The 19,847-nt window shown below is 67.1% G+C and carries 12 protein-coding genes; 9 read left to right on the top strand and 3 right to left on the bottom strand.

The window, feature by feature from the left end:
- Positions 1-44: 44 nt before the first annotated feature.
- Positions 45-596, top strand: coding sequence for a GNAT family N-acetyltransferase (locus tag AVL48_RS34410; protein WP_061988243.1), 552 nt, complete (start codon positions 45-47; stop codon positions 594-596).
- On the opposite strand, the gene AVL48_RS34415 is transcribed toward AVL48_RS34410, so the two are convergent.
- The 3 genes from AVL48_RS34415 to AVL48_RS39365 form a co-directional block, all read right to left on the bottom strand.
- Positions 577-1,305, bottom strand: a complete 729-nt coding sequence (locus AVL48_RS34415) for an IclR family transcriptional regulator (protein ID WP_082857864.1) — start codon at positions 1,303-1,305, stop codon at positions 577-579. The two genes, AVL48_RS34410 and AVL48_RS34415, sit on opposite strands and share 20 nt — an antisense overlap.
- A gap of 155 nt (positions 1,306-1,460) precedes the next feature.
- Positions 1,461-1,709: a hypothetical protein gene (locus tag AVL48_RS39360; RefSeq protein WP_061988248.1), complete on the bottom strand. Its 249-nt coding sequence runs from the start codon at positions 1,707-1,709 to the stop codon at positions 1,461-1,463.
- Positions 1,710-1,749: 40 nt separating this feature from the next.
- A complete protein-coding gene (locus AVL48_RS39365) occupies positions 1,750-1,944 on the bottom strand; it encodes a hypothetical protein (RefSeq protein ID WP_156515793.1) in 195 nt (64 codons plus the stop codon).
- Positions 1,945-2,260: 316 nt separating this feature from the next.
- Between AVL48_RS39365 and AVL48_RS34425 the strand changes: the two genes are divergently transcribed.
- The 8 genes from AVL48_RS34425 (at position 2,261) to AVL48_RS34460 (ending at position 19,822) form a co-directional block, all read left to right on the top strand.
- Positions 2,261-2,947: a hypothetical protein gene (locus tag AVL48_RS34425; RefSeq protein WP_143104928.1), complete on the top strand. Its 687-nt coding sequence runs from the start codon at positions 2,261-2,263 to the stop codon at positions 2,945-2,947.
- A 487-nt stretch (positions 2,948-3,434) separates the two neighbouring features.
- Positions 3,435-11,687, top strand: coding sequence for a SpvB/TcaC N-terminal domain-containing protein (locus AVL48_RS34430; RefSeq protein WP_244162339.1), 8,253 nt, complete (start codon positions 3,435-3,437; stop codon positions 11,685-11,687).
- A gap of 506 nt (positions 11,688-12,193) precedes the next feature.
- Positions 12,194-12,460, top strand: coding sequence for a hypothetical protein (locus AVL48_RS39740; RefSeq protein WP_061988252.1), 267 nt, complete (start codon positions 12,194-12,196; stop codon positions 12,458-12,460).
- Positions 12,461-12,701: 241 nt separating this feature from the next.
- Positions 12,702-16,391, top strand: coding sequence for a nitrate reductase subunit alpha (locus AVL48_RS34440; RefSeq protein ID WP_082857866.1), 3,690 nt, complete (start codon positions 12,702-12,704; stop codon positions 16,389-16,391).
- Entirely contained in the window at positions 16,391-17,956 is a 1,566-nt protein-coding gene (gene narH, locus AVL48_RS34445) for a nitrate reductase subunit beta (RefSeq protein ID WP_061988256.1), read from the top strand. The genes AVL48_RS34440 and narH overlap by 1 nt, the downstream gene beginning before the upstream one ends.
- The gene (gene narJ, locus AVL48_RS34450) at positions 17,953-18,564 is read left to right on the top strand and encodes a nitrate reductase molybdenum cofactor assembly chaperone (RefSeq protein ID WP_061988258.1); all 612 of its coding nucleotides are present in this window, start codon (positions 17,953-17,955) and stop codon (positions 18,562-18,564) included. The genes narH and narJ overlap by 4 nt, the downstream gene beginning before the upstream one ends.
- Complete coding sequence (narI, locus tag AVL48_RS34455; protein ID WP_061988260.1) at positions 18,561-19,286, top strand: respiratory nitrate reductase subunit gamma; 726 nt, start codon at positions 18,561-18,563, stop codon at positions 19,284-19,286. Before narJ ends, narI begins: the two co-directional genes overlap by 4 nt.
- Positions 19,283-19,822, top strand: a complete 540-nt coding sequence (locus AVL48_RS34460) for an HPP family protein (RefSeq protein ID WP_061988262.1) — start codon at positions 19,283-19,285, stop codon at positions 19,820-19,822. The genes narI and AVL48_RS34460 overlap by 4 nt, the downstream gene beginning before the upstream one ends.
- The last annotated feature ends 25 nt before the right edge of the window (positions 19,823-19,847 follow it).

A 19,847-nucleotide genomic window follows, 5' to 3' on the forward strand; every position in this document is an offset into this window, starting at 1 on the left:
GAGGCGGTTTTCACCTGGCCCGCTCTCCGCGGCATCATCAGCCTGTGGCCGTCCTCCCCCACTCCGAACCCCTGTTCGGCGAGGTCCTGATCCGGCCCGCTCGGCCTGGCGAGGAGGACCTCGTGCTCGACCTGCTGGCCGAGGCCGCTGCCTGGCTCCGTGGTCGAGGCATCGTCCAATGGCCCGAGCGCTTCCCTGCGAACTCCGTCCAAGCTCAGATCGTCGCAGGAGAAGCACTCCTGGTGGAAGAAGCCCGCCAACCTTTAGCCACCCTCGTCGTCGCCGAAGACGACACCGAGCTCTGGGGCTCGGACACGGCACCGGCCTACTACCTCTCCAGACTCGCGGTCGCCCGGCGTGCGAGCGGTGCCCACCTTGGCTATCGCCTCATCGACTGGGTCGCGGGCAAAGCCGCCGAGCGCGGCCGGCGATACGTCCGGCTGGCCACAACAAGCCACAACCAAGCACTACGGGGCTACTACGAACGAGCGGGCTTCGACCACGTCACCGATCCACCACACGCGCGGTGGCCGACGAGCCTCTACGAGCGGGATGTCGCCCGTCCTCAAAGTCCTGTCACACCGAAGGGTTCATGACCAGCCGGGCGCCGACCAGCGCTGCGGCGCGCCGGAGAGGGTCGGACAAGGTCGACAGATTCCGCTGGTCCAGCACCACCGCACCGAGCGTGGCAACGACTTCCCCGAGCGAATTGCGGATCGGTGCGGCCATGCACGACACCGGAAGGTCGAGATCGGTGGCGTGGTCGACGGCCAGGCCCCGCCCCTTCGCGTCGGCGACCAGCTGTTTCCATTCCCGCGCCGAGTGGGTTTGCGGGGGCTCAGGTAAATGCGGCAGTGCAGTGGCGTGCATCCGGTCGCCCGCACAACCGTAGGGCAGCAAGGTTCCTGCCCGAAGTGGCAGGACGTCGTCCGCGTCCCCGCGAATCGCGCCGACGATCAGAGTGCGCCCGGCGTGCGGTTCGGCGACCGCCACACTGATCCGCTCCCCTCGCACGGCCGAGGCCAGCGCACGCAGCGGTTCCTCCGCCGCGGCGCGCAGTACCGGGTCCGGCCGCCAAGCCTGGCCCAGCCCCACCATCCGCGGGCCGATCCGGTATCGGCCGGCACTGCGCTGCACCGCGCCCAGCTCCACGAGTTGGACCAGCAACCGGTGAACCGTCGCTTTGGGCACGCCGGTCGCGGCGGCCAGCTCGGTCGGGCCCGCCTCCCCCGCCCGGGCCAGCTCGTCCAGCAGACCGAAGACGCCTTCCAAAACCCCTCGCCCGGCTCCCCTTGGTTTCTTCACCTCGGACCCCTCCCCGATTCACCACGGCCGCATAACCATCATCGCCGACATCGGCGGAAGGGACAAACATCAAGACCCGACGAACCGGCGCCGGATGCCGGCCGAGAAGAATCGAATCGGCGAACGGTTCAGGTTTCTCTGTGCGAAGCATCCGGTCACCGGAAGTGTCTCTTGTGGATGGTCGGAGCATCGACGATTGGCGGCACCCCACGTAGAACCAGGCTGACCTCGTCCGACCCGGCCAGTAGTCCCCAGTGGACGGTGAACCAGGAGGAGTGATTCGTGTCCAGCCACTTCGAAGCGATCGGGATCGGCGTCGCCAGCCAGGACGAGTTCCAGCAAAGGGGGATCTCCCTGATCAGCGCGGGCACGGCCCGGCAGGTCGCCGAGAAGTCAGCGAGCATGTGTGGACTGATTCCTCCGGCGCCCGGCTGGTCGCGCAGGTCAGCAACGGCGGTCTTGGATTCCTCCTGCCGTGCCTGGCCGGAACAACGCCCGCGGTACCGGTGCGCGACACTGGAAGACCGAGTGGTCCTCGTCCAGTCCGGCGGGCGGCTCGAGACGGATTCCCTGGTGCTGGCGGCCCTGGCCGAGGACGTCACCGTGCACGCCGACGCCGAGGCTTACTTTCGCGCTCACGGAACCCTCGTCCGACTGGACGCCGTCCTCTCAAGCGCTGTTCGACGGCGAAGTCATCGACGTCGCGACTACCGTGAACACCGTTATCGTGGCCGGCACCTTCTTCTTGACCGGAAATCTGGGGCTACAGCCAACAGAGGCCGCGAAAACCTCGCCGAAGCGGCGACGCTGATTCCGGCGATAGTCCCACCGACGATGCGAGCCCCATAGGCAGGGAAGCGCGGGACATACCTCCAGGGGAACCGTGCCGCTTCCGGCCACGTCTCAGTGACACTCGATGCTACGGTGTCACACCACTCTGACGGAGGGTCGTCACATGTCAACTCGGTTCTTGCCCGTGCTCGTCGCGGGACTCGCTCTGCTGGTCACCGCGTGTTCCGGCGACGGCGGCGGCACCGGAACGGCGGCGACCAGCGGCGATTCACCGTCCGATGACTCTGCCACGGCCCAGTCCGGCCCGAAATACTCGCAGTTCGCCGACTTCCCCGGCCAGGCCCTCGTCACCACGGAACCGGGTTTGGACCAGGCGATACAGGTGAAGGCCGTCGACGTCGCCTGGACGCCCGAACTGGCAGGCCAGTCGGCGAAGGCGGGAAAGCACTACGTCGCGGTGTATGTGGCCGTGACCGGAGCGCTCGCCGATCGTGGCGTGCAGCGGGCCAGGATCAAGTACCTGCAGCTTCGTCGCAACAACACGGCCGGGGAACCGTGCGACCCCTACGAGCCGAAGGAAATCCCCCAGTACTGCTTCACCGAAGCGTGGCCCGCCAGCGACCTCAGGACCGAACTCGCGGACAAGACCTGGCGCGAAGCCACCTGGTCGGCGGACTCCCTGATGGGCAAAAACCTCGATCGGGGCGAGACCGCGATCGGCGTGGTCGGATTCAGCGTGGCGGACGGCACGAACACCGACGGCCTCCAGCTCTGCGGGCCGACCAAGGAGATCGAGGTCGACGTCACCCGGTTCCCGTGTGTCCCGATCCCGAAGCCGGACGGTGTGTGAAGCCGGCCGGCGAGGACGCCCTGGCCCGCGACGGGGACTGATCAGCGCCCGGCGGCACGACCTCGACTCGACGACCGCGCAGGTCGAAGGTTCGAACGGCGTGACGTCGGGCTCTTTCATGCCTGGCCCCCTGTCGCGCGGATCCGTTGCCGCACAATGGGCCGATCGGCCGCACGGCAGTTCTGCAGGCAGGTGTTTCATCGGAATTTAATCGACCCTCGATAGCGTGTGGCCGAGAGATTGATGCCTCGCCCTCGCGGATGAATGGGCTGGGCACAGAAGGGGATGTTCCTCCGGATGCACTAATCCGGCGACGACCATTTGATCGATCGCCTTTCTTTGCCCGCATCACCGCTCGATCCCGTGCGCGACAGCGTTTGTCGCTCTTTGCCGGGGCCTGATAGCCACATTCACTGATCCAGAGGGGGTCGGGGGCATGTCTGCCTTCGCGTGGGCTCGTCCAGTTCGTCATCACCACAAGGCAGTCGTGGTGGCCTTGATCCTGGCGTTGGTGGCGATGGCGGTCCCGGGCGCGGCTCCGCCCACCTCGGTGCGCGGGGCAGGGCAGGCATCAGGCGCGGAGGGGGCGGTGGCCGCTCCGGAGCATCCGGAGGGAACCTCGTTCAATCCGAATCAGATCAAGGACATCAAAGCGGCCGATCCAGGGGCCGGGGTGAACCTGATCGCGCCACCGTCGGCGAACAACTCCGGCGATGCGCGGATGTCCTACCCGCTCGAGGTGCCCAAGGGACGGGCGGGTCTGGAGCCGAAGCTGGCGGTGGCGTACAGCTCCGGAGGCGCGAACGGCTGGCTGGGTGCCGGGTGGGACGTCGCCATGCCGACGGTCACGGTCGACACCCGCTGGGGAGTACCGCGGTATGACGTGGCTCTGGAGACGGAGACCTACCTCCTGAACGGTGAGCAGCTCACCCCCGTCGCCCACCGGGGCGAGTTGCAGAAGCGGACGGCGGAGAAGGTCTTCCACGCACGCGTGGAAAGCCGGTTCGACCGGATCGTGCGCCACGGGGACAACCCGGCCGGTTACTGGTGGGAGGTCACCGACAAGGCGGGCACTCGCATGCTGTTCGGCGGAGCGGCCGATACGACGTTGACCGACAACGCGGGCCGCATCGCGACGTGGGCGGTGCGCGAGGTCCGTGACACCAACGACAACCGCATGCGTTACCGCTACGCGCGGGTGAACGACGGTGGGACCGAGAAGTCGACGGTGGCGGGCAGCAACCTGTATCCGCAGCGGATCACCTACACCGGCCACGGTGACGTCGAAGGCAAATACTCGGTGACGTTCCTGCGTGACCGGGACCGCGGTGAGCCTCGTCGCGGCGATGTGCAGATCGACGCCAGGGGCGGGTTCAAGAAGGTGACCGCCGACCTGCTGCGGCGGGTCGAGGTCAAGCTGGACGACCAGCTGATCCGGGCCTACGAGCTGAACTACCGGACCGGCGCGTTCGCGAAAACGCTGCTGGCGTCGGTGTCTCAGTTCGGCGAGGACAACAAACTGTTCAACACCCACTCGTTCGACTACTTCGACGACGTGCGTGACCAGGCGGGCAACTACACCGGGTTCGCCGACGCCGCCGGTTGGCCGGTCCCGGATGACGACCTTGGTGTGAACATCCGTGAAGGTGAGGCGAGCGCGATCTCGGCGAGCACCTCCGTCGGATTCGGCGCGCACTTGTTCGCCGGCTACAACGTGCAGGGGCTGCCGGTCAAGCAGGGGGGCGTCGGGCTGAAGGTCGGGTTCAACGCCGGACAGTCCGATGGCCTGTCGGCACTGGTGGACGTGAACGGCGACAACCTGCCGGACAAGGTGTTCCGCAAGAACAACGACGTGTACTACCGACCCAATCTGAGCACACCGGGAGGTACACCGAAGTTCGGGGACACACCGCTGAAGTTGCGTGACCTTCCGGGTATTTCCACCGAGCGGACGTTGTCGGGCACGATCGGTGTCGAGGCTTTCGTCGCCGCTATCGCCGCGCAGCTGGACTTCGTGGGGACCACGACCACGTCGGATCGGTTCTTCAGCGACGTCAACGGTGACGGCATCACCGACCTGGTCGACAACGGCGGCGTGTTGTTCGGCTACCTGGACGCCAACGGGCAGCCCGCCTACAGCGCGGATTCCACCCGCACCCCGGTGCCGGTCGGCGGTGGCGCGGTGACCGGGGAGATCGTCGGTGACCAGACCGCCCAGTTCAACCAGCAGGTCGACAACTCGCCGCTGCTGGACTCGGTGCGCCGCTGGGTCGCGCCGTTCAGCGGCACCGTCCGCGTCGACGGCCGGGTGCAACTGACCGTGGACCCCTCGCCCGCGCGCGCCGCGTACACCAAGGCCGACGGTGTGCGGGTCACCATCCAGGCCAAGGACACCGAACTCTGGGCGCAACGAATCGGCCCGGACGACCACACCGAGTTCACCCCGGCCAATGTGTCGGCGATCGCGGTGAAGAAGGGCGACGCGCTCTACTTCCGCACACAGTCCATTCTGGACGGAAAGTACGACACGGTGGCGTGGGACCCGACGATCAGCTACACCGACCTGGCGGCAGGCACGGACGTGAACGGGCTGGCGAACACCGTGTTCCGCGCGTCGTCGGACTTCACGCTCGGCGGCCGCTCATCGCAGGTGATGGTGCCGGTGACCGGCACGCTTCAGCTGACCGGTGACGTGGTCAAGAGCAAGGTGACCTCGGACGACGTGACCGTGGTGATCACGAAGGGCAACGGGGTGCACGCTCCGGCGGAGGTGTTCCGCAAGGTCCTGCCTGCCGGGTCGACCGGGACCACCACGATCGACATGAGCCTTCCGGTCAGCCAGTTCGAGAAGATGTCATGGCACATCAGGACCGACTCCCCGATCGACGTTTCCGCGGTGTCCTGGGTGCCGAAGGCGCACTACACGGCCGCGCCGGGGGTGGAGTCCCTGGTCGACGACAAGGGTCGGCCGACGCTGGTGATCAGCCCGCCGGTCGACGTGGACATGTACCCCGCCGACACCCTCACAGCGCCGCAGCAGACCTACAAGGTGACCAAGACCGGCAAGTTGCGGGTCCGGCCGAGCGTGAAGCTCAACTTCGGCTTCCCCGGCGCGACCAAGATCGCGTTCACCGTCAAGAAACGCGGCGGGCAGCTGTTGGGCAAGCGGGTCGTCGACATCGTCAATGGGCAGTACGGCTCGCCCGGCCAGGACCTGGACGTGGTCGTCCCGGTCACTGAGGGCGACGAGCTGTATTTCGACCACTCCACAACGGATTCCAATCTGTTCGGTTTGGTCGCCGAACAGTCCGCGAAGGTCACCTACGATCTCTCGTCCCCATGGCCGACGTTCAGCCCGGCGCCGAGCGCGGCACACGGCTCCGCCCGCCAGGGCGCGTTCCCGCAGCCGTACCGCGGTTGGGGTGTGATCGGCTATCAGGCCAACCGCGACCGCGCCACCCAACCGATCAAGCAGGCCGAACTCGCGATCGACCAGAGTTTCAAGGACGCCTTGCCCCGGGAACCCAAGGAAGCCGACATCGCGGGGTTCGCCGCGAACCCCCGGATCCCCATGCCCCGGCTGGCGATCTTCGCTCCGAACCCGGCCAAAGGCGGCTGGGCGGCGCAGGACGAGTCGTCCTGGTTCACCGGCACCATGGCGACCAGCTCCCGGCTCGGTGCGGACACCATCGATGTGGTCACCGACGCCGATGTCGCCGGTGACCGCACGGTGATGCGTCGCGGCGTGACCGGTCAGGTGTCCGGCACGCTGTCCGCCGGTCCGTTCGGGGGCACCGTCGTCGGTGGCATCACCGCCGGGTCGGTGGACTACGTCGACCTCAACGGTGACCGGTTCCCGGATGTGGTCGGCGCCAAAGAGATCCAGTTCACGGACATGAACGGCGCCCTCGGCTCCCGACGGGGGACTCTCGGCGGCAACGTCCGCGAAACCGACAACCTGTCCGGCAACGTGTCGTACTCCGCGGGCAGCGAGGCCGCGACCCTGGCCAGCGCGCTGGGTCTGGCCGCACCCGAAGCCGGCAGCAGCAACAACACCGCCACCAACGGCCCGGTCCAACCGGCGCTCGGGATCGGTGGCAGCCTCGGCGGGGGTGAGTCCGACACCCGCGTCGATCTGATCGACATCAACGGTGACGGCCTTCCGGACAAGGTCTTCGCCAACGGCGACGCGCAACTCAACCTCGGCTACAGCTTCGCGGCCCGCGAACCGTGGTCGGCCGGACCGATCAACGACGCCTCCACCCGCAACCTGGGCGTCAACCTCGGGTTCAACGTCGACAACTACGGCTTCGCCGGGGGTCTCTCCGCCGAACTCGGCACCTCGTTCACCAACGCCAGCATGCTCGACGTCAACGGCGACGGTCTCACCGACCGCGTCTTCACCGACGGCGCCAACCCGATCAAGGTGGCCGTCAACACCGGCACCGGTTTCACCGCCCCCACTCCGTTCCGCGGCAGCTTCACCGACATCGCCGTGGACAAGAACGCCACCCTCGGCGCGGGCGTCTACTTCACGTTCCCTGTCCCCACCCCGATCGGCACCTTCGTGTTCAATCCCGGCGTCAACGCTTCCACCGGCATCGGCCGCGCCGAGATCGGCTTGCGTGACGTCAACGGCGACGGGCTGGCGGATCACGTCAAATCCACTCGTGACAACGAGCTGCTGGTCGCGGTCAACAAGACCGGCCGTACCAATCTGCTTCGCACGGTGAACCGGCCGTTGGGTGGACGGGTCGAACTGGACTACACCCGTACCGGCAACAGCCAGGCCATGCCCGAAGCCCGCTGGGTGCTGTCCCGCACCACCGTGTCCGACGGCCACCCCGGCGACGGCGCCGACACCCAGCTCACCACCTATCGTTACGAACAGGGCAAATACGATCGGCTCGAACGCGAATTCCACGGCTTCGGCAAGGTCGTCACCGAACAGCGTGACCCCGGCTCGGCCGAGGCGCTCTATCGCTCGACCACCGACGAGTACCGTACGGACGGTCCGCACACCCGTGGGTTGCTCGCCCGTACTCTCACCACCGACGGCACGGGGCGGCCCTTCGCCGAAACCGTCAACACCTATCAGCTCCGCGACACCGCGCCGGGCAGTGCGTTCGCGGCACTGTCCCGGGTGGACAAACGTTTCTACGAGGGCGTCGAGAAACCCGGCAAGTCCACCTACACCGAAATGTCGTATGACGACTACGGCAACCTGATCCGCTCGTTCGACGCCGCCGACGAGGGTGTTTCCGACGACGTGGAGACCATCTACCGCTACACCGCCTCCGACCCGGCTTGCCGGGCACGCAACCTGGTCGGTACCGCCAATCTGTTCAACCAGCGCGGCACCACCGGCAGCACCGCGTCGAGGCACAGTGAATCCACAGTGGACTGCGTAACGGGCGCGGTGCGGCAGGTCCGCCAGTACCTCACCGACACCGTCTCGGCCGACACCGACCTGGAGTACTTCCCGGACGGGAACCTGAAGTCGGTCACCAAACCGGCCAACAAGACCGGTCAACGTTACCGGTTGGACTACGGCTACGACACCATCGTCGGCGTCCACGTCGAGTCTATTGTGGACAGCTTCGGGCTGCGATCGGGCGCGACGCACAATCTGAAGTACGGGCAACCCGACCGCACCACCGATCAGAACGGTCAGCAGGTGCTGCGCGGCTACGACAGTGCCGGGCGTTTGGACACGGTCACCGGACCGTACGAGATCGGGTCGGGCAAGGTCACGATCGACTTCGACTATCACCCCGAAGCCGCGGTCCCCTATGCCACGACCCGGCACCTCGACCGCGACGCCACCGGTATCCGTGAGGACACCATCGACACCGTCACCTTCTCCGACGGTCTCAAACGCGTGCTGCAGACGAAGAAGGACGCGTCGGTCGCGAACAATCCCGGTGACACACCCGAGGAGGTCATGACGGTGTCCGGCCGCACCAAGTTCGACTTCCTCGGCCGCGCTGTGGAGCAGTACCACCCGATCACCGAACCCAAGGGCAAGGGCAACGCCGCGTTCAACGCCGCCTTCGACACGGTGGTTCCGACTCGCGTGTCGTTCGATGTGCTGGACCGGCCGGTCAAGACGGTCCAGCCGGACGAGGTCACGACCACCGTGGCCTACGGGTTCGGCCCCGACCGCGCCGGTGTCACCCGGTTCGAAACCATCGCGACCGACGGCAACGGCAAACAGAAGCGCAGCTACACCGACCTGCGGGAAAAGACCACCGCGGTCAAGGAATTCAACCCGGCGGGTGGACAGGCGGTGATCTGGACCAGCTACGACTACGACTCGCTGGGTCAGCTCACCACCGTGGTGGACGACAAGACCAACACCACGCGCTCCGGCTACGACGCTCTCGGCCGTCGCACCGTCCTGGAAAGCCCCGATGCGGGTCGCACCGAGACGCGCTACGACCTGGCCGGGAACCCGACGGCGAAGATCACCGCGAACCTGAAGGCAACGGGCAAGCAGGTCGAGTACGACTACGACCACAACCGTCTCACCGCGGTCCGCTACCCGGCCTTCCCGGCCGACAACGTCACCTACACCCACGGCGCATCCGGTGCGCCGGACAACGCCGCCGGGCGGGTCACCGAGATCCGCGACGCTGCCGGGACCCTCACCCGCGGCTACGGACCACTGGGTGAGACCACCAGGGAAACCCGCACCATCAAGATCACCGGACAGGCGGATCGCAGCTACACCACCGGATGGCGCTTCGACACGTTCAACCGAGTCCTGCAGATGACCTACCCCGATGGGGAGATCCTCCGCTACGACTACGACACCGGCGGCGAGGTCACCCGCGCCGCGGGGGCCAAGAACGGCACCGACTACCTCTACCTCGGCCGCCTCGACTACGACAAGTTCGGCCAGAAAGTCCAGCAGCAGACCGGGAACGGGGTGCGCACCACCTACACCTACGACCAGGCCGACCGCCGGCTCGCCACCCTGAAGTCGAAAACACCGGGTGCCACCGAGTTCCAGAACCTCGGTTACACCTACGACAAGGTCGGCAACGTCATCGCCCTGACCAACAACACGCCACAGAACCCGACGATCGGTGGCCCGAGCAGTCAAACCTTCGGCTACGACGACCTCTACCAGCTCACCTCCGCCAGCGGCCAGTACACGACCAAGAGCAACCAGCAGGACAAATACACCCTGGCGCTGAGCTACGACTCCATTCACAACACCACCACCAAAACCCAGCATCACGAGATCACCGGCACGACCACTCAAGCGGCGTCGCTGAACCGCGGGTCGAGTCCTGTGTCGCCGGTCGGTGGTGGCGGAGGGAGCCCGGCGTCGCCAGGCCCACTGACGGTCGGACCGATCGAGCCGGTCGGGGGTCAGGACGAGACCAGCTACGACTACAAGTACGACTACGGCAGTGGAAAACCGCACGCGCCGAGCACGGTCGGCCCGATCACCCAGGCCTACGACCCGAACGGCAACCTCACCGACACGGTGAACACCGCCGAGGGCGGGAAACGACGCCAGTACGTGTGGGATGACGAGAACCGGCTCGCCTGTAACCAGGACACCGCCACGGCGACGGTCCCGCAAACCCCGGCAGGATGCCAGGGAGCCACTGTCGGCTACACCTACGACGCGGCAGGCGAACGCGTCATCAAACAGGGTGACGGCCTGTCCCTCTACCCCAACCGTGGCTACAGCGAACGGAACGGGACCGGCTTCAAGCACATTTTCGTCGGCGACAGTCGCCTCACCACCAAAACCGTCGCCGCCAGCGACCCCGAGAACGCCCAGTCCTACTTCCATGCCGACCATCTCGGCTCTGCCGGCTACGTCACCGACAGGCAAGGCAACGTCACCGAGCACCTCGAATACATGCCGTTCGGCGAGACGTGGGTGGAAGAAAGGACGAGCCAAAGCGGTATACCGTACAAGTTCACCGGCAAGGAACTCGACGAGGAAACCGGTCTCTACTACCACGGGGCTCGCTACTACAACCCGAGAACGCAACTTTGGGCGAGCGCGGATCCGGCTCTTGCCGACTACTTGGATACCGACCTCGCGGGCGGCATCAGCGAACCCCTCAACCTCGCCGCATACACCTACGTCCACAACAATCCGGTGAAACTCACCGACCCCTCCGGAAGAGCGCCCGTGGTCGACCCGCTGACCCGGCGGGAAATGGAGATTCAATTCCCGCTGACGCCGAAGACCGGCGAGCGAGTGCTGTACTCGAAATTACGTCATGAAAGACTGGTCTCCCCGGCGGAAAAGGCCATTTTCGATCAGACCAGTCTTAGCGATCTACTCTTGATGAGCAACCTCTCCGACGAGGCCGCGGCCAACGCAGCCGGCCATTTCGGCGCCGGTGCCCCAGGACGCGGCGAGGACGGGACGCGGGACGGTGACATCGGCAACGCGCATCAACACGCGTTGTGGAACGCCTTGCTGACGAAGTACTTCGACAAGGAGAAGGCCAAAGAGCTCACCGACGCCCATGAGGCGTGGAAGGGCAACAACAACCCTACGGCCGAATTGATGGACCTGTACAACAACCAGGTGGGCCGGAACGTCGCCGTCGAGCTCGCCGCGAAGCTCGGCCGTCAACCCACCGACACGGAGCTCGCCGAGGCGGTCAAGAACGCCGTCACCAGCGGGAGAACCGTCATGATGGTCAACCCGGAGGATCCGAATAGCGAGCTCCAGTGGACAGGACCAATCAACGGTCGATGAGGCAGGGATCGTGAGTGGCGATTCGAGTCGGTGAGAGATAAAGCAAATGTGGCTTGTCCTGAAGGCTCCCTTTCAGACGTCGAAAGTCTCAAAGGGAGCCTTCAGGACATCAGGCTTCGACGCTGGGCAGCGGGCGCCGACCTTGAGGGAACCCGCGCTGACTCCCGGCCGCTCTTCTCACCCCCAAAGGGACGCCCTTGCCGAGGGCACCGGCCGCTCAGCGACCCGCGAACCTGACCGGGCGGCCGGCCACCGAAGTGGGATCGAGAGTGCCGCTGCGGGCGAACGCCACCCAGACGGCGCGGAGCCCGGTGCCGAAGGCGCCGAACTCGGACCCTCGGGCAGCCAGCCGAGCCGGTACGAGCAGACGCCAGGTCCGGCTTCGCGCAACCTGTCACCGAAGGCGACCAGCGATTCGACGTAGACCTCGTCGGTCGCGGCGGCGCCGGGCAACGCGGGTTCCATCGGGTTCGCCGGCGTCGCAGGCTGGTCAGCGCGGCTTCCTCGTGCGCGCCACGGATTTCCGTGAGTCCAGCGACGCCCGGGTCGGTGCCGAGCGCGTCGGCGAACAGCCGACCGATTCTCGCCGCCCCCTCGGGACGGCGGACGGCGAGGCCGGGCGGCGCGCTCTGCAGGATGGCCCGCCGGAACAGGCCAAGTGCCTCGGGCAGCTCCATCGACAGCCGGATCGAGATTCCGCCTGCCGACTGACCGGCGGGCACGCCCCGATGATCGCCACCGCGGCGCTCACCGCGACCGCGATCGCCGCCTGAGGTAAAGATGGTTTTCTATCGCCCGACCAAACGGAATAATCGAGTTTCTCGCGGCAATTACCACCACATTACCAATACATTTACTTACTGGTCTTTTCGAGTGATCCACCCGCTATGATCACCTTCGCGAAAGGACAGCACACGTCCGATGCCGCTAGCATTGCCGCGTTCCCGGACAGACTGAACATGTCTTGTTCGTGCTGTCCGCCTCATTCACGACTTCAGTCGGGAGGTCGCGAGCGTGCGCTCGCCACGAAAGGCCAACGGAAACAGCGCGAATAGCCACGCCGAAGGTGCGGCGACCTCCGCCTTGCTCCGCCTCGGCCGCTATTTGACCCGCACCGAAGGATCGGCGGACCTGCACTCGGTACACCTCACCGGAGGCCGGGAAGGTGACGCGTTCTACCGGGATCGATGGAGCCACGACAAGGTGGTCCCGTCGACGCACGGCGTGAACTGCACGGGCTCCTGTCGCTGGAACGTCTATGTTTCCGACGGGATCATCACCTGGGAGAGCCAGGACCCGGACTATCCCTCCGTCGGACCGGACAAGCCCGAGTACGAACCGCGGGGCTGCCCGCGAGGCGCCTCTTTTTCGTGGTATTCCTATTCTCCGACCCGGGTACGTTTTCCGTATGCGCGAGGCGTACTGGTCGAAATGTATCGCGAGGCGTTGAGGCAGCACGGTGACCCGGTCGTCGCATGGGCATCGGTGATGGACGACCCCATGAAGAGGCTTTCCTATCAACGTGCCCGCGGAAAAGGCGGATTGGTCCGGGTCAGCTGGGACGAGGCCGCGGAAATCGCAGCCGCCGCCCACGTGCACGCCATTTCCCGCTACGGCCCGGACAGGGTCGCCGGCTTTTCCCCCATTCCGGCGATGTCGATGGTCTCGCACGCGATCGGGTCGCGGTTCATGGCCTTGATCGGCGCCCCCATGCTCTCGTTCTACGACTGGTACGCCGATCTGCCGGTGGCCTCGCCGCAGGTGTTCGGCGACCAGACCGACGTCCCGGAATCCGCGGACTGGTGGGACGCCGCGTATCTGATGATGTGGGGCTCGAACGTTCCTGTCACCAGGACGCCGGACGCGCATTGGATGGCCGAGGCGCGTTATCGCGGGCAGAAGGTCGTGGTGGTCTCCCCCGACTACGCCGACAACACCAAGTTCGCCGACGAATGGCTGGCCCCGCACCCCGGCACCGACGCCGCGCTGGCGATGGCCATGGGGCACGTCATCCTCACCGAGTTCTTCGCCGAGCGGCAGGTGCCGTTCTTCACCGATTACGTCCGCCGGTTCACCGACCTCCCCTTCCTGGTCACGCTGACCGAACGGGACGGCGCCTACGTACCTTCGAAGTTCCTCACCGCGGCCGACCTCGGCGACACCGAAGCGGCCGAGCCCGCTTGGAAGACCGTGCTGGTCGACGAGCGCACCGGGGAACCGGTCGTGCCGAACGGTTCGGTCGGCTTCCGCTGGAACGAGCACGACCAGGGCCGCTGGAACCTCGACCTCGGCGATGTCGTGCCGCGGTTGAGCCTGCTCGACGATCCCGGCCACCGTGCCGTCGAGGTGCTGCTGCCGCGGTTCGACGTCGATGGCGTGCTGCGCCGGGGTGTGCCCGCCGTGGAAGCGGGCGGGCGGCTGGTCACCACGGTGCTCGATCTGCTGATGGCGCAGTACGGCGTGCGGCGCGGCGACCTCCCCGGCCGGTGGCCATCCGGCTACGACGATCCGGCGGAACCGTGCACCCCGGCATGGCAGCAGGAGATCACCTCGGTCCCGGCCGAACGGGTCGCCCGGATCGCCAGGGAGTTCGCCGAAACCGCCGAGGCCTCCCGCGGCCGCTGCATGATCCTGATGGGCGCGGGCACCAACCACTGGTTCCACTCCGACACCATCTACCGCTCCTTCCTGGCGCTGCTGACGATGACCGGCTGCCAGGGCCGCAACGGCGGCGGATGGGCGCACTACGTCGGACAGGAGAAGGTGCGCCCGCTGACCGGGCACGCGACCCTGGCCGGCGCGATGGACTGGGTGCGGCCCGCCCGGCAGATGATCGGCACCGCCTACTGGTACCTGCACACCGACCAATGGCGCTACGACGCGCTGCGCAACGACGAACTGACCTCACCGCTGGCTCCCGGCGCGCTCGCCGGGACCAGCGCCGCCGACACCCTCGCGCAGTCGGCGCGGCTGGGCTGGATGCCCTCGTTCCCCACTTTCGACCGCAATCCTTTGGATCTGGTGGACGAGGCCGAAGAAGCAGGCATCGACCCGGCCCACCACGTCACCGCGAAGCTGCGCGAGGGCACGCTCGGCTTCGCAGCCGAAGATCCGGACGAGCCCCGGAACTGGCCGAGAGTGCTCACGGTGTGGCGGTCGAATCTGCTCGGCTCCTCGGCCAAGGGGCACGAGTACTTCCTGCGTCATCTGCTGGGCACGGACGCGAACCTCCGCGGCGAGGAAGCACCGCCGGAAGCCCGGCCGCGATCGGTCAAATGGCAGGACACCGCCCCCGTCGGCAAATTGGATCTCCTGCTGGCAATCGATTACCGCATGACCAGCACCACGTTGTTCGCCGATCTCGTACTACCCGCCGCGACCTGGTACGAGAAGCACGACCTGTCGTCGACGGACATGCACCCGTTCATCCACTCCTTCAACGCCGCCGTCGATCCGCCGTGGCAGACCCGCACCGACTTCGAGGCGTTCCATACGATCGCGAAGCGGTTCAGCGAACTCTCCGAACGTCATCTGGGCGTGCGGAAGGATCTCGTCGCCACCCCGATGACGCACGACACGCCGGGAGAAACCGCGCAACCCGGCGGGGTCGTGCGTGATTGGCGCGACGGAGACGTCGAACCCATCCCGGGTGTCACGATGCCGCGGCTCACCGTCGTCGAACGCGACTATCCCGCCGTGGCGGCGAAACTGGCCACCCTCGGACCGCTGCTGGAGAAGCTGGGCGCCACCAGCAAGGGGATCACCTACGACGTCGGCGAGGAACTGAACTGGCTGCGCGCGAAGAACGGCGTCGCGACGACAGGAGCCGCTCAAGGACACGCGCTGATCGACACCGACATCAAGGCCGCTGACGCCGTGCTCGCGCTGTCCGGCACCACGAACGGACGGCTGGCCACCCAAGGCTTCCGTGAGCTCGAGAGACGTGTCGGCACCGAGCTGGCGCATCTTTCGGCCGAGCACGAAGGCAAGCGGATCTCCTTCGCCGACACCAGGTCCCGGCCCGCACCGGTCATCACCAGCCCGGAGTGGTCCGGCAGCGAAAGTGGTGGACGCCGGTATTCCGCGTTCGTGATCAACGTCGAACACGGGAAACCCTGGCATACGCTCACCGGCCGCCAGCACTTCTTCCTCGACCACGACTGGATGCACGAACTCGGCGAGGCCCTGCCGGTCTATCGGCCGCCACTGGGCGCGCACCATCTCTCCGGCGAACCGGGGAACGGCGCGGAGGTCACCGTCCGCTACCTGACCCCGCACAGCAAATGGTCGATCCACTCGACGTACCAGGACAACCTGCACATGCTCACCCTGTCGCGTGGCGGTCAGGGGATCTGGATGAGCCCGTCCGACGCCGAGGCGATCGGCGCCAAGGACAACGACTGGATCGAGGCGGTCAACCGCAACGGCGTCGTGGTGGCCAGGGCGATCGTCTCGCACCGCATGCCGGCGGGCACCGTCTTCCTCTACCACGCGCAGGATCGGGCCGTGAACGTCCCGCGCAGCGAGACCACCGGGAAACGGGGCGGCACGCACAACTCGCTGACGCGGCTGCTCGTCAAACCCACCCATCTCATCGGCGGCTACGCCCAGTTGTCCTTCGGGTTCAACTACCTGGGCCCCACCGGCAACCAGCGCGACGAGGTCACCGTGATCCGCCGCCGTTCCCAGGAGGTGCGTTACTGATGCGGGTTCTGGCGCAACTGGCCATGGTGATGAACCTGGACAAATGCATCGGCTGTCACACCTGCTCGGTGACCTGCAAGCAGGCGTGGACCAACCGGGCAGGCACCGAGTACGCGTGGTTCAACAACGTCGAAACCCGTCCGGGGCAGGGCTATCCACGCCGCTACGAGGACCAGGAACGGTGGAAGGGCGGCTGGGAACGAACTTCGAAGGGCCGCCTTCGGCTGCGCGCGGGCGGACGGCTGAGCAAACTCGGGAAGCTCTTCGCGAATCCCGATCTGCCGGAGATCTCCGACTACTACGAGCCGTGGACCTACGACTACACCACCCTGATCGAGGCACCGCTCGGGGACGACGTGCCCACCGCCGCGCCCCGCTCGGCGATCACCGGCGAGCCCACGCAACCCACCTGGGGTCCGAACTGGGACGACGACCTCGGCGGTTCGACCGAACACGGCGTCAAGGACCCGATCGCCGAGAAGCTGCGCGAGGAACTCGGGATCCGGATCAAATTCGAGTTCGAGCAGAGCTTCATGTTCTACCTGCCGCGTATCTGCGAGCACTGCCTCAATCCGTCCTGTGTGGCCAGTTGTCCCTCCGGCGCGATGTACAAACGCGAGGAGGACGGGATCGTGCTGGTCGACCAGGACCAGTGCCGCGGCTGGCGGATGTGCGTCACCGGCTGCCCGTACAAGAAGGTCTACTTCAACCACAAGACCGGCAAGGCCGAGAAGTGCACCTTCTGCTACCCGAGGGTGGAGGCCGGTCAGCCCACCGTCTGCTCGGAAACCTGCGTCGGACGGCTGCGTTACATCGGCGTGCTGCTCTACGACGCCGACAAGGTCACTGAAGCCGCGTCGGTCGCCGACGAACACGACCTCTACCCGGCTCAGCTGGATCTGCTGCTCGACCCGCGCGACCCCGCGGTGATCCGGGCGGCCGAAGCGGCCGGTGTCCCGCACGACTGGCTCACCGCGGCCCGGCGATCGCCGGTGTACCGGCTGATCCACGACTACCGGCTGGCGCTGCCCCTGCATCCGGAGTACCGCACGATGCCGATGGTGTGGTACATCCCGCCGCTGTCGCCGGTGGTCGACGCGGTGAGCGGCAGCGGCCACGACGGTGAGCACCGCGACAACCTGTTCGGCGCCATCGACGCCCTTCGCATCCCGGTCGAGTACCTCGCGGAGCTGTTCACCGCCGGGGACACCGCGCCTGTGCGGCGGTCACTGCGGCGGCTGGCCGCAATGCGGTCCTACATGCGGGCGGTGAACCTCGGGCAGGAGACCGACGAGGACATCCCCGCCTCCGTCGGCGTCACCGGCGAACAGATCTTCGCGATGCACCGGCTCTTGGCGCTGGCCAAGTACGACGAGCGTTACGTCATCCCGACCGCGGGGGTCGGCCAGGCCCATGACCTGGAGGCCATCGCCACTCGCTGCAGCCTCGACGTCGACGGCGGCCCGGGGATGGGCGGCGGTGAGTCCACAGTGGACCTCGTCAGCTGGGCGGACGGCGGCAGGCCGGACGCGCTGTTCCCCACTCTGCGGGGGCAAGACCGATGAGGCTTGCCCGTTCCCGTGCCGTCGACACCCGGCAGCACGCGGCGTTGCGGCAGATCGCGGGCTGGTGCCTGCAGTACCCGGACGACGCCGTCCTCGGCAAACTGGGTCTCCTGCGTGCCTGCCTCGACGAGACCAGCGGCCCCGGCCACGACGAACTTTCGCGCGCCGTGACATACCTGGGCCAAGGCGATCCTCGCGCGCTGGCTTCGCACTACATCGAGGTCTTCGACCGCAAGCCGCGGCGGACGCTGCATCTGAGCTGGTTCCTCGACGGCGACACCCGCCGTCGCGGGGAAACGTTGGCCGCCCTGCGGCGGTTCTACCGCACCCACGGCTTCGCCCCTGCCGAGAACGAACTGCCGGACTTCCTGCCGGTGATCCTGGAATTCGCCGCGGCGGCCGAGCCCGCCGCAGCGACCGAGGTACTCGACCGGTTCCATCCGGCACTGGACCTGTTGCATCGCAACATGTCCACTATGGACACTCCCTATCGCGGCGTCGTCGGCGCGGTTCTGGCCACCCTTCCGGCCACGCCAGCGCCACGACCCGCCGCTCCCCCGGCCGAACTGGTCGGTCTCGACCCGTTCCCGACCGGAGGTGGCCGATGAGTTCCGGACTCGACCTGCTGCTGTGGGGCGCCGCGCCCTACGTGTCGATAGCCCTGCTCGTCTTCGGCACGATCTGGCGCTACCGCCACGACAAGTTCGGCTGGACGAGCCGGTCGAGCCAGCTCCACGAGTCCAGGGTGCTGCGGGTGGCGAGCCCGGTGTTCCACGTCGGGCTGCTCATGGTGATCGGCGGGCACGTGCTCGGTCTGGTCGTCCCCAAGGGCGCCACCGAGTTCGCCGGGCTCGACGAACACGCGTATCACCTGATCTCGCTCGGGATGGGCAGCCTCGCCGGCCTGGTCGCGGTCGGCGGCCTCGGTCTCCTGCTGTGGCGGAGGGCGCGCGTCCCGGCTGTCCGCCGCTCGACGTCGGTCAGCGACCGGTACATGTACGTGGTGCTCGTGCTGGTGCTGCTCGCCGGGCTGGCGACCACGCTGGTCGACAACGGTGTCCGAGGCGGGTACGACTACCGCGAGACCGTCGCGCCCTGGTTCCGCGGCATCCTCCTGCTGGATCCTCGACCGGACCTGATGGCGTCGGCGCCGCTGGACTACCGGCTGCACACCGCGCTGGGGATGGTGCTGTTCGCGCTGTGGCCGTTTTCCCGGCTGGTGCACGCTTTCAGCGCTCCGGTGCGTTACCTGCTGCGGCCGTACGTGGTCTACCGGCGGCGCGCCCCCGGCGCCGTCGGGACCCGGAACCCGCGCCGCGGCTGGGAATGAACAGAATCCGCCGCACCGCGTACGTGGCACTGAGCGCGTTCGGGTGCATCGTGTTCATCGGCCTCTGCGCGATCCTCACCGGCGCGCCGCTGCTGTTCCCCTCACTCGGGCCCACCGCGTTCCTGGTGTTCGCCAGTCCGGACGCCCCCGGCGCGAGCCCGCGCAACACGGTCCTCGGTCACCTGGCCGGTGTCCTCGCCGGCCTCACCGGCCTCGCCGCCACCGGTCTGCTCACCGCCTCCCCGGATCTGACGCATCCGTCATGGGCCAGGGTCGGGGCGGCGGCGCTGGCACTGGGCGTCACCTGCGCCGCGATGGCGGCCCTCGGCACACCCCACCCGCCCGCCGGTGCCACCACCCTGATCATCGCGCTGGGCCTGCTGCACACGCCGTCCCAGATACTCGCCGTGCTGATCGGCGTCCTCCTCATCGCCCTGCTCGCCGTGCTGATCAACAAGCTGTTCGGGGTGCCCTATCCCTGGTGGCGCGGCGTGGCCGAGACTTCCGCGGTAGTCGTGAGTGGCGATTCGGGCTAGAGCGAACCTGCGGTCTTGCTCGCGT

It is taken from the genome of Amycolatopsis regifaucium (assembly GCF_001613935.1).
GTDB classification, from domain to species: domain Bacteria; phylum Actinomycetota; class Actinomycetes; order Mycobacteriales; family Pseudonocardiaceae; genus Amycolatopsis; species Amycolatopsis regifaucium.

Bases quoted from the DNA above. Each gene is read 5' to 3' on its own strand.
- AVL48_RS39360 (WP_061988248.1), bottom strand. From the start codon at position 1,709: ATGCTCGCTGACTTCTCGGCGACCTGCCGGGCCGTGCCCGCGCTGATC.
- AVL48_RS34425 (WP_143104928.1), top strand. From the start codon at position 2,261: ATGTCAACTCGGTTCTTGCCCGTGCTCGTCGCGGGACTCGCTCTGCTG.
- narH (WP_061988256.1), top strand. From the start codon at position 16,391: ATGCGGGTTCTGGCGCAACTGGCCATGGTGATGAACCTGGACAAATGC.
- narJ (WP_061988258.1), top strand. From the start codon at position 17,953: ATGAGGCTTGCCCGTTCCCGTGCCGTCGACACCCGGCAGCACGCGGCG.
- narI (WP_061988260.1), top strand. From the start codon at position 18,561: ATGAGTTCCGGACTCGACCTGCTGCTGTGGGGCGCCGCGCCCTACGTG.
- AVL48_RS34460 (WP_061988262.1), top strand. From the start codon at position 19,283: ATGAACAGAATCCGCCGCACCGCGTACGTGGCACTGAGCGCGTTCGGG.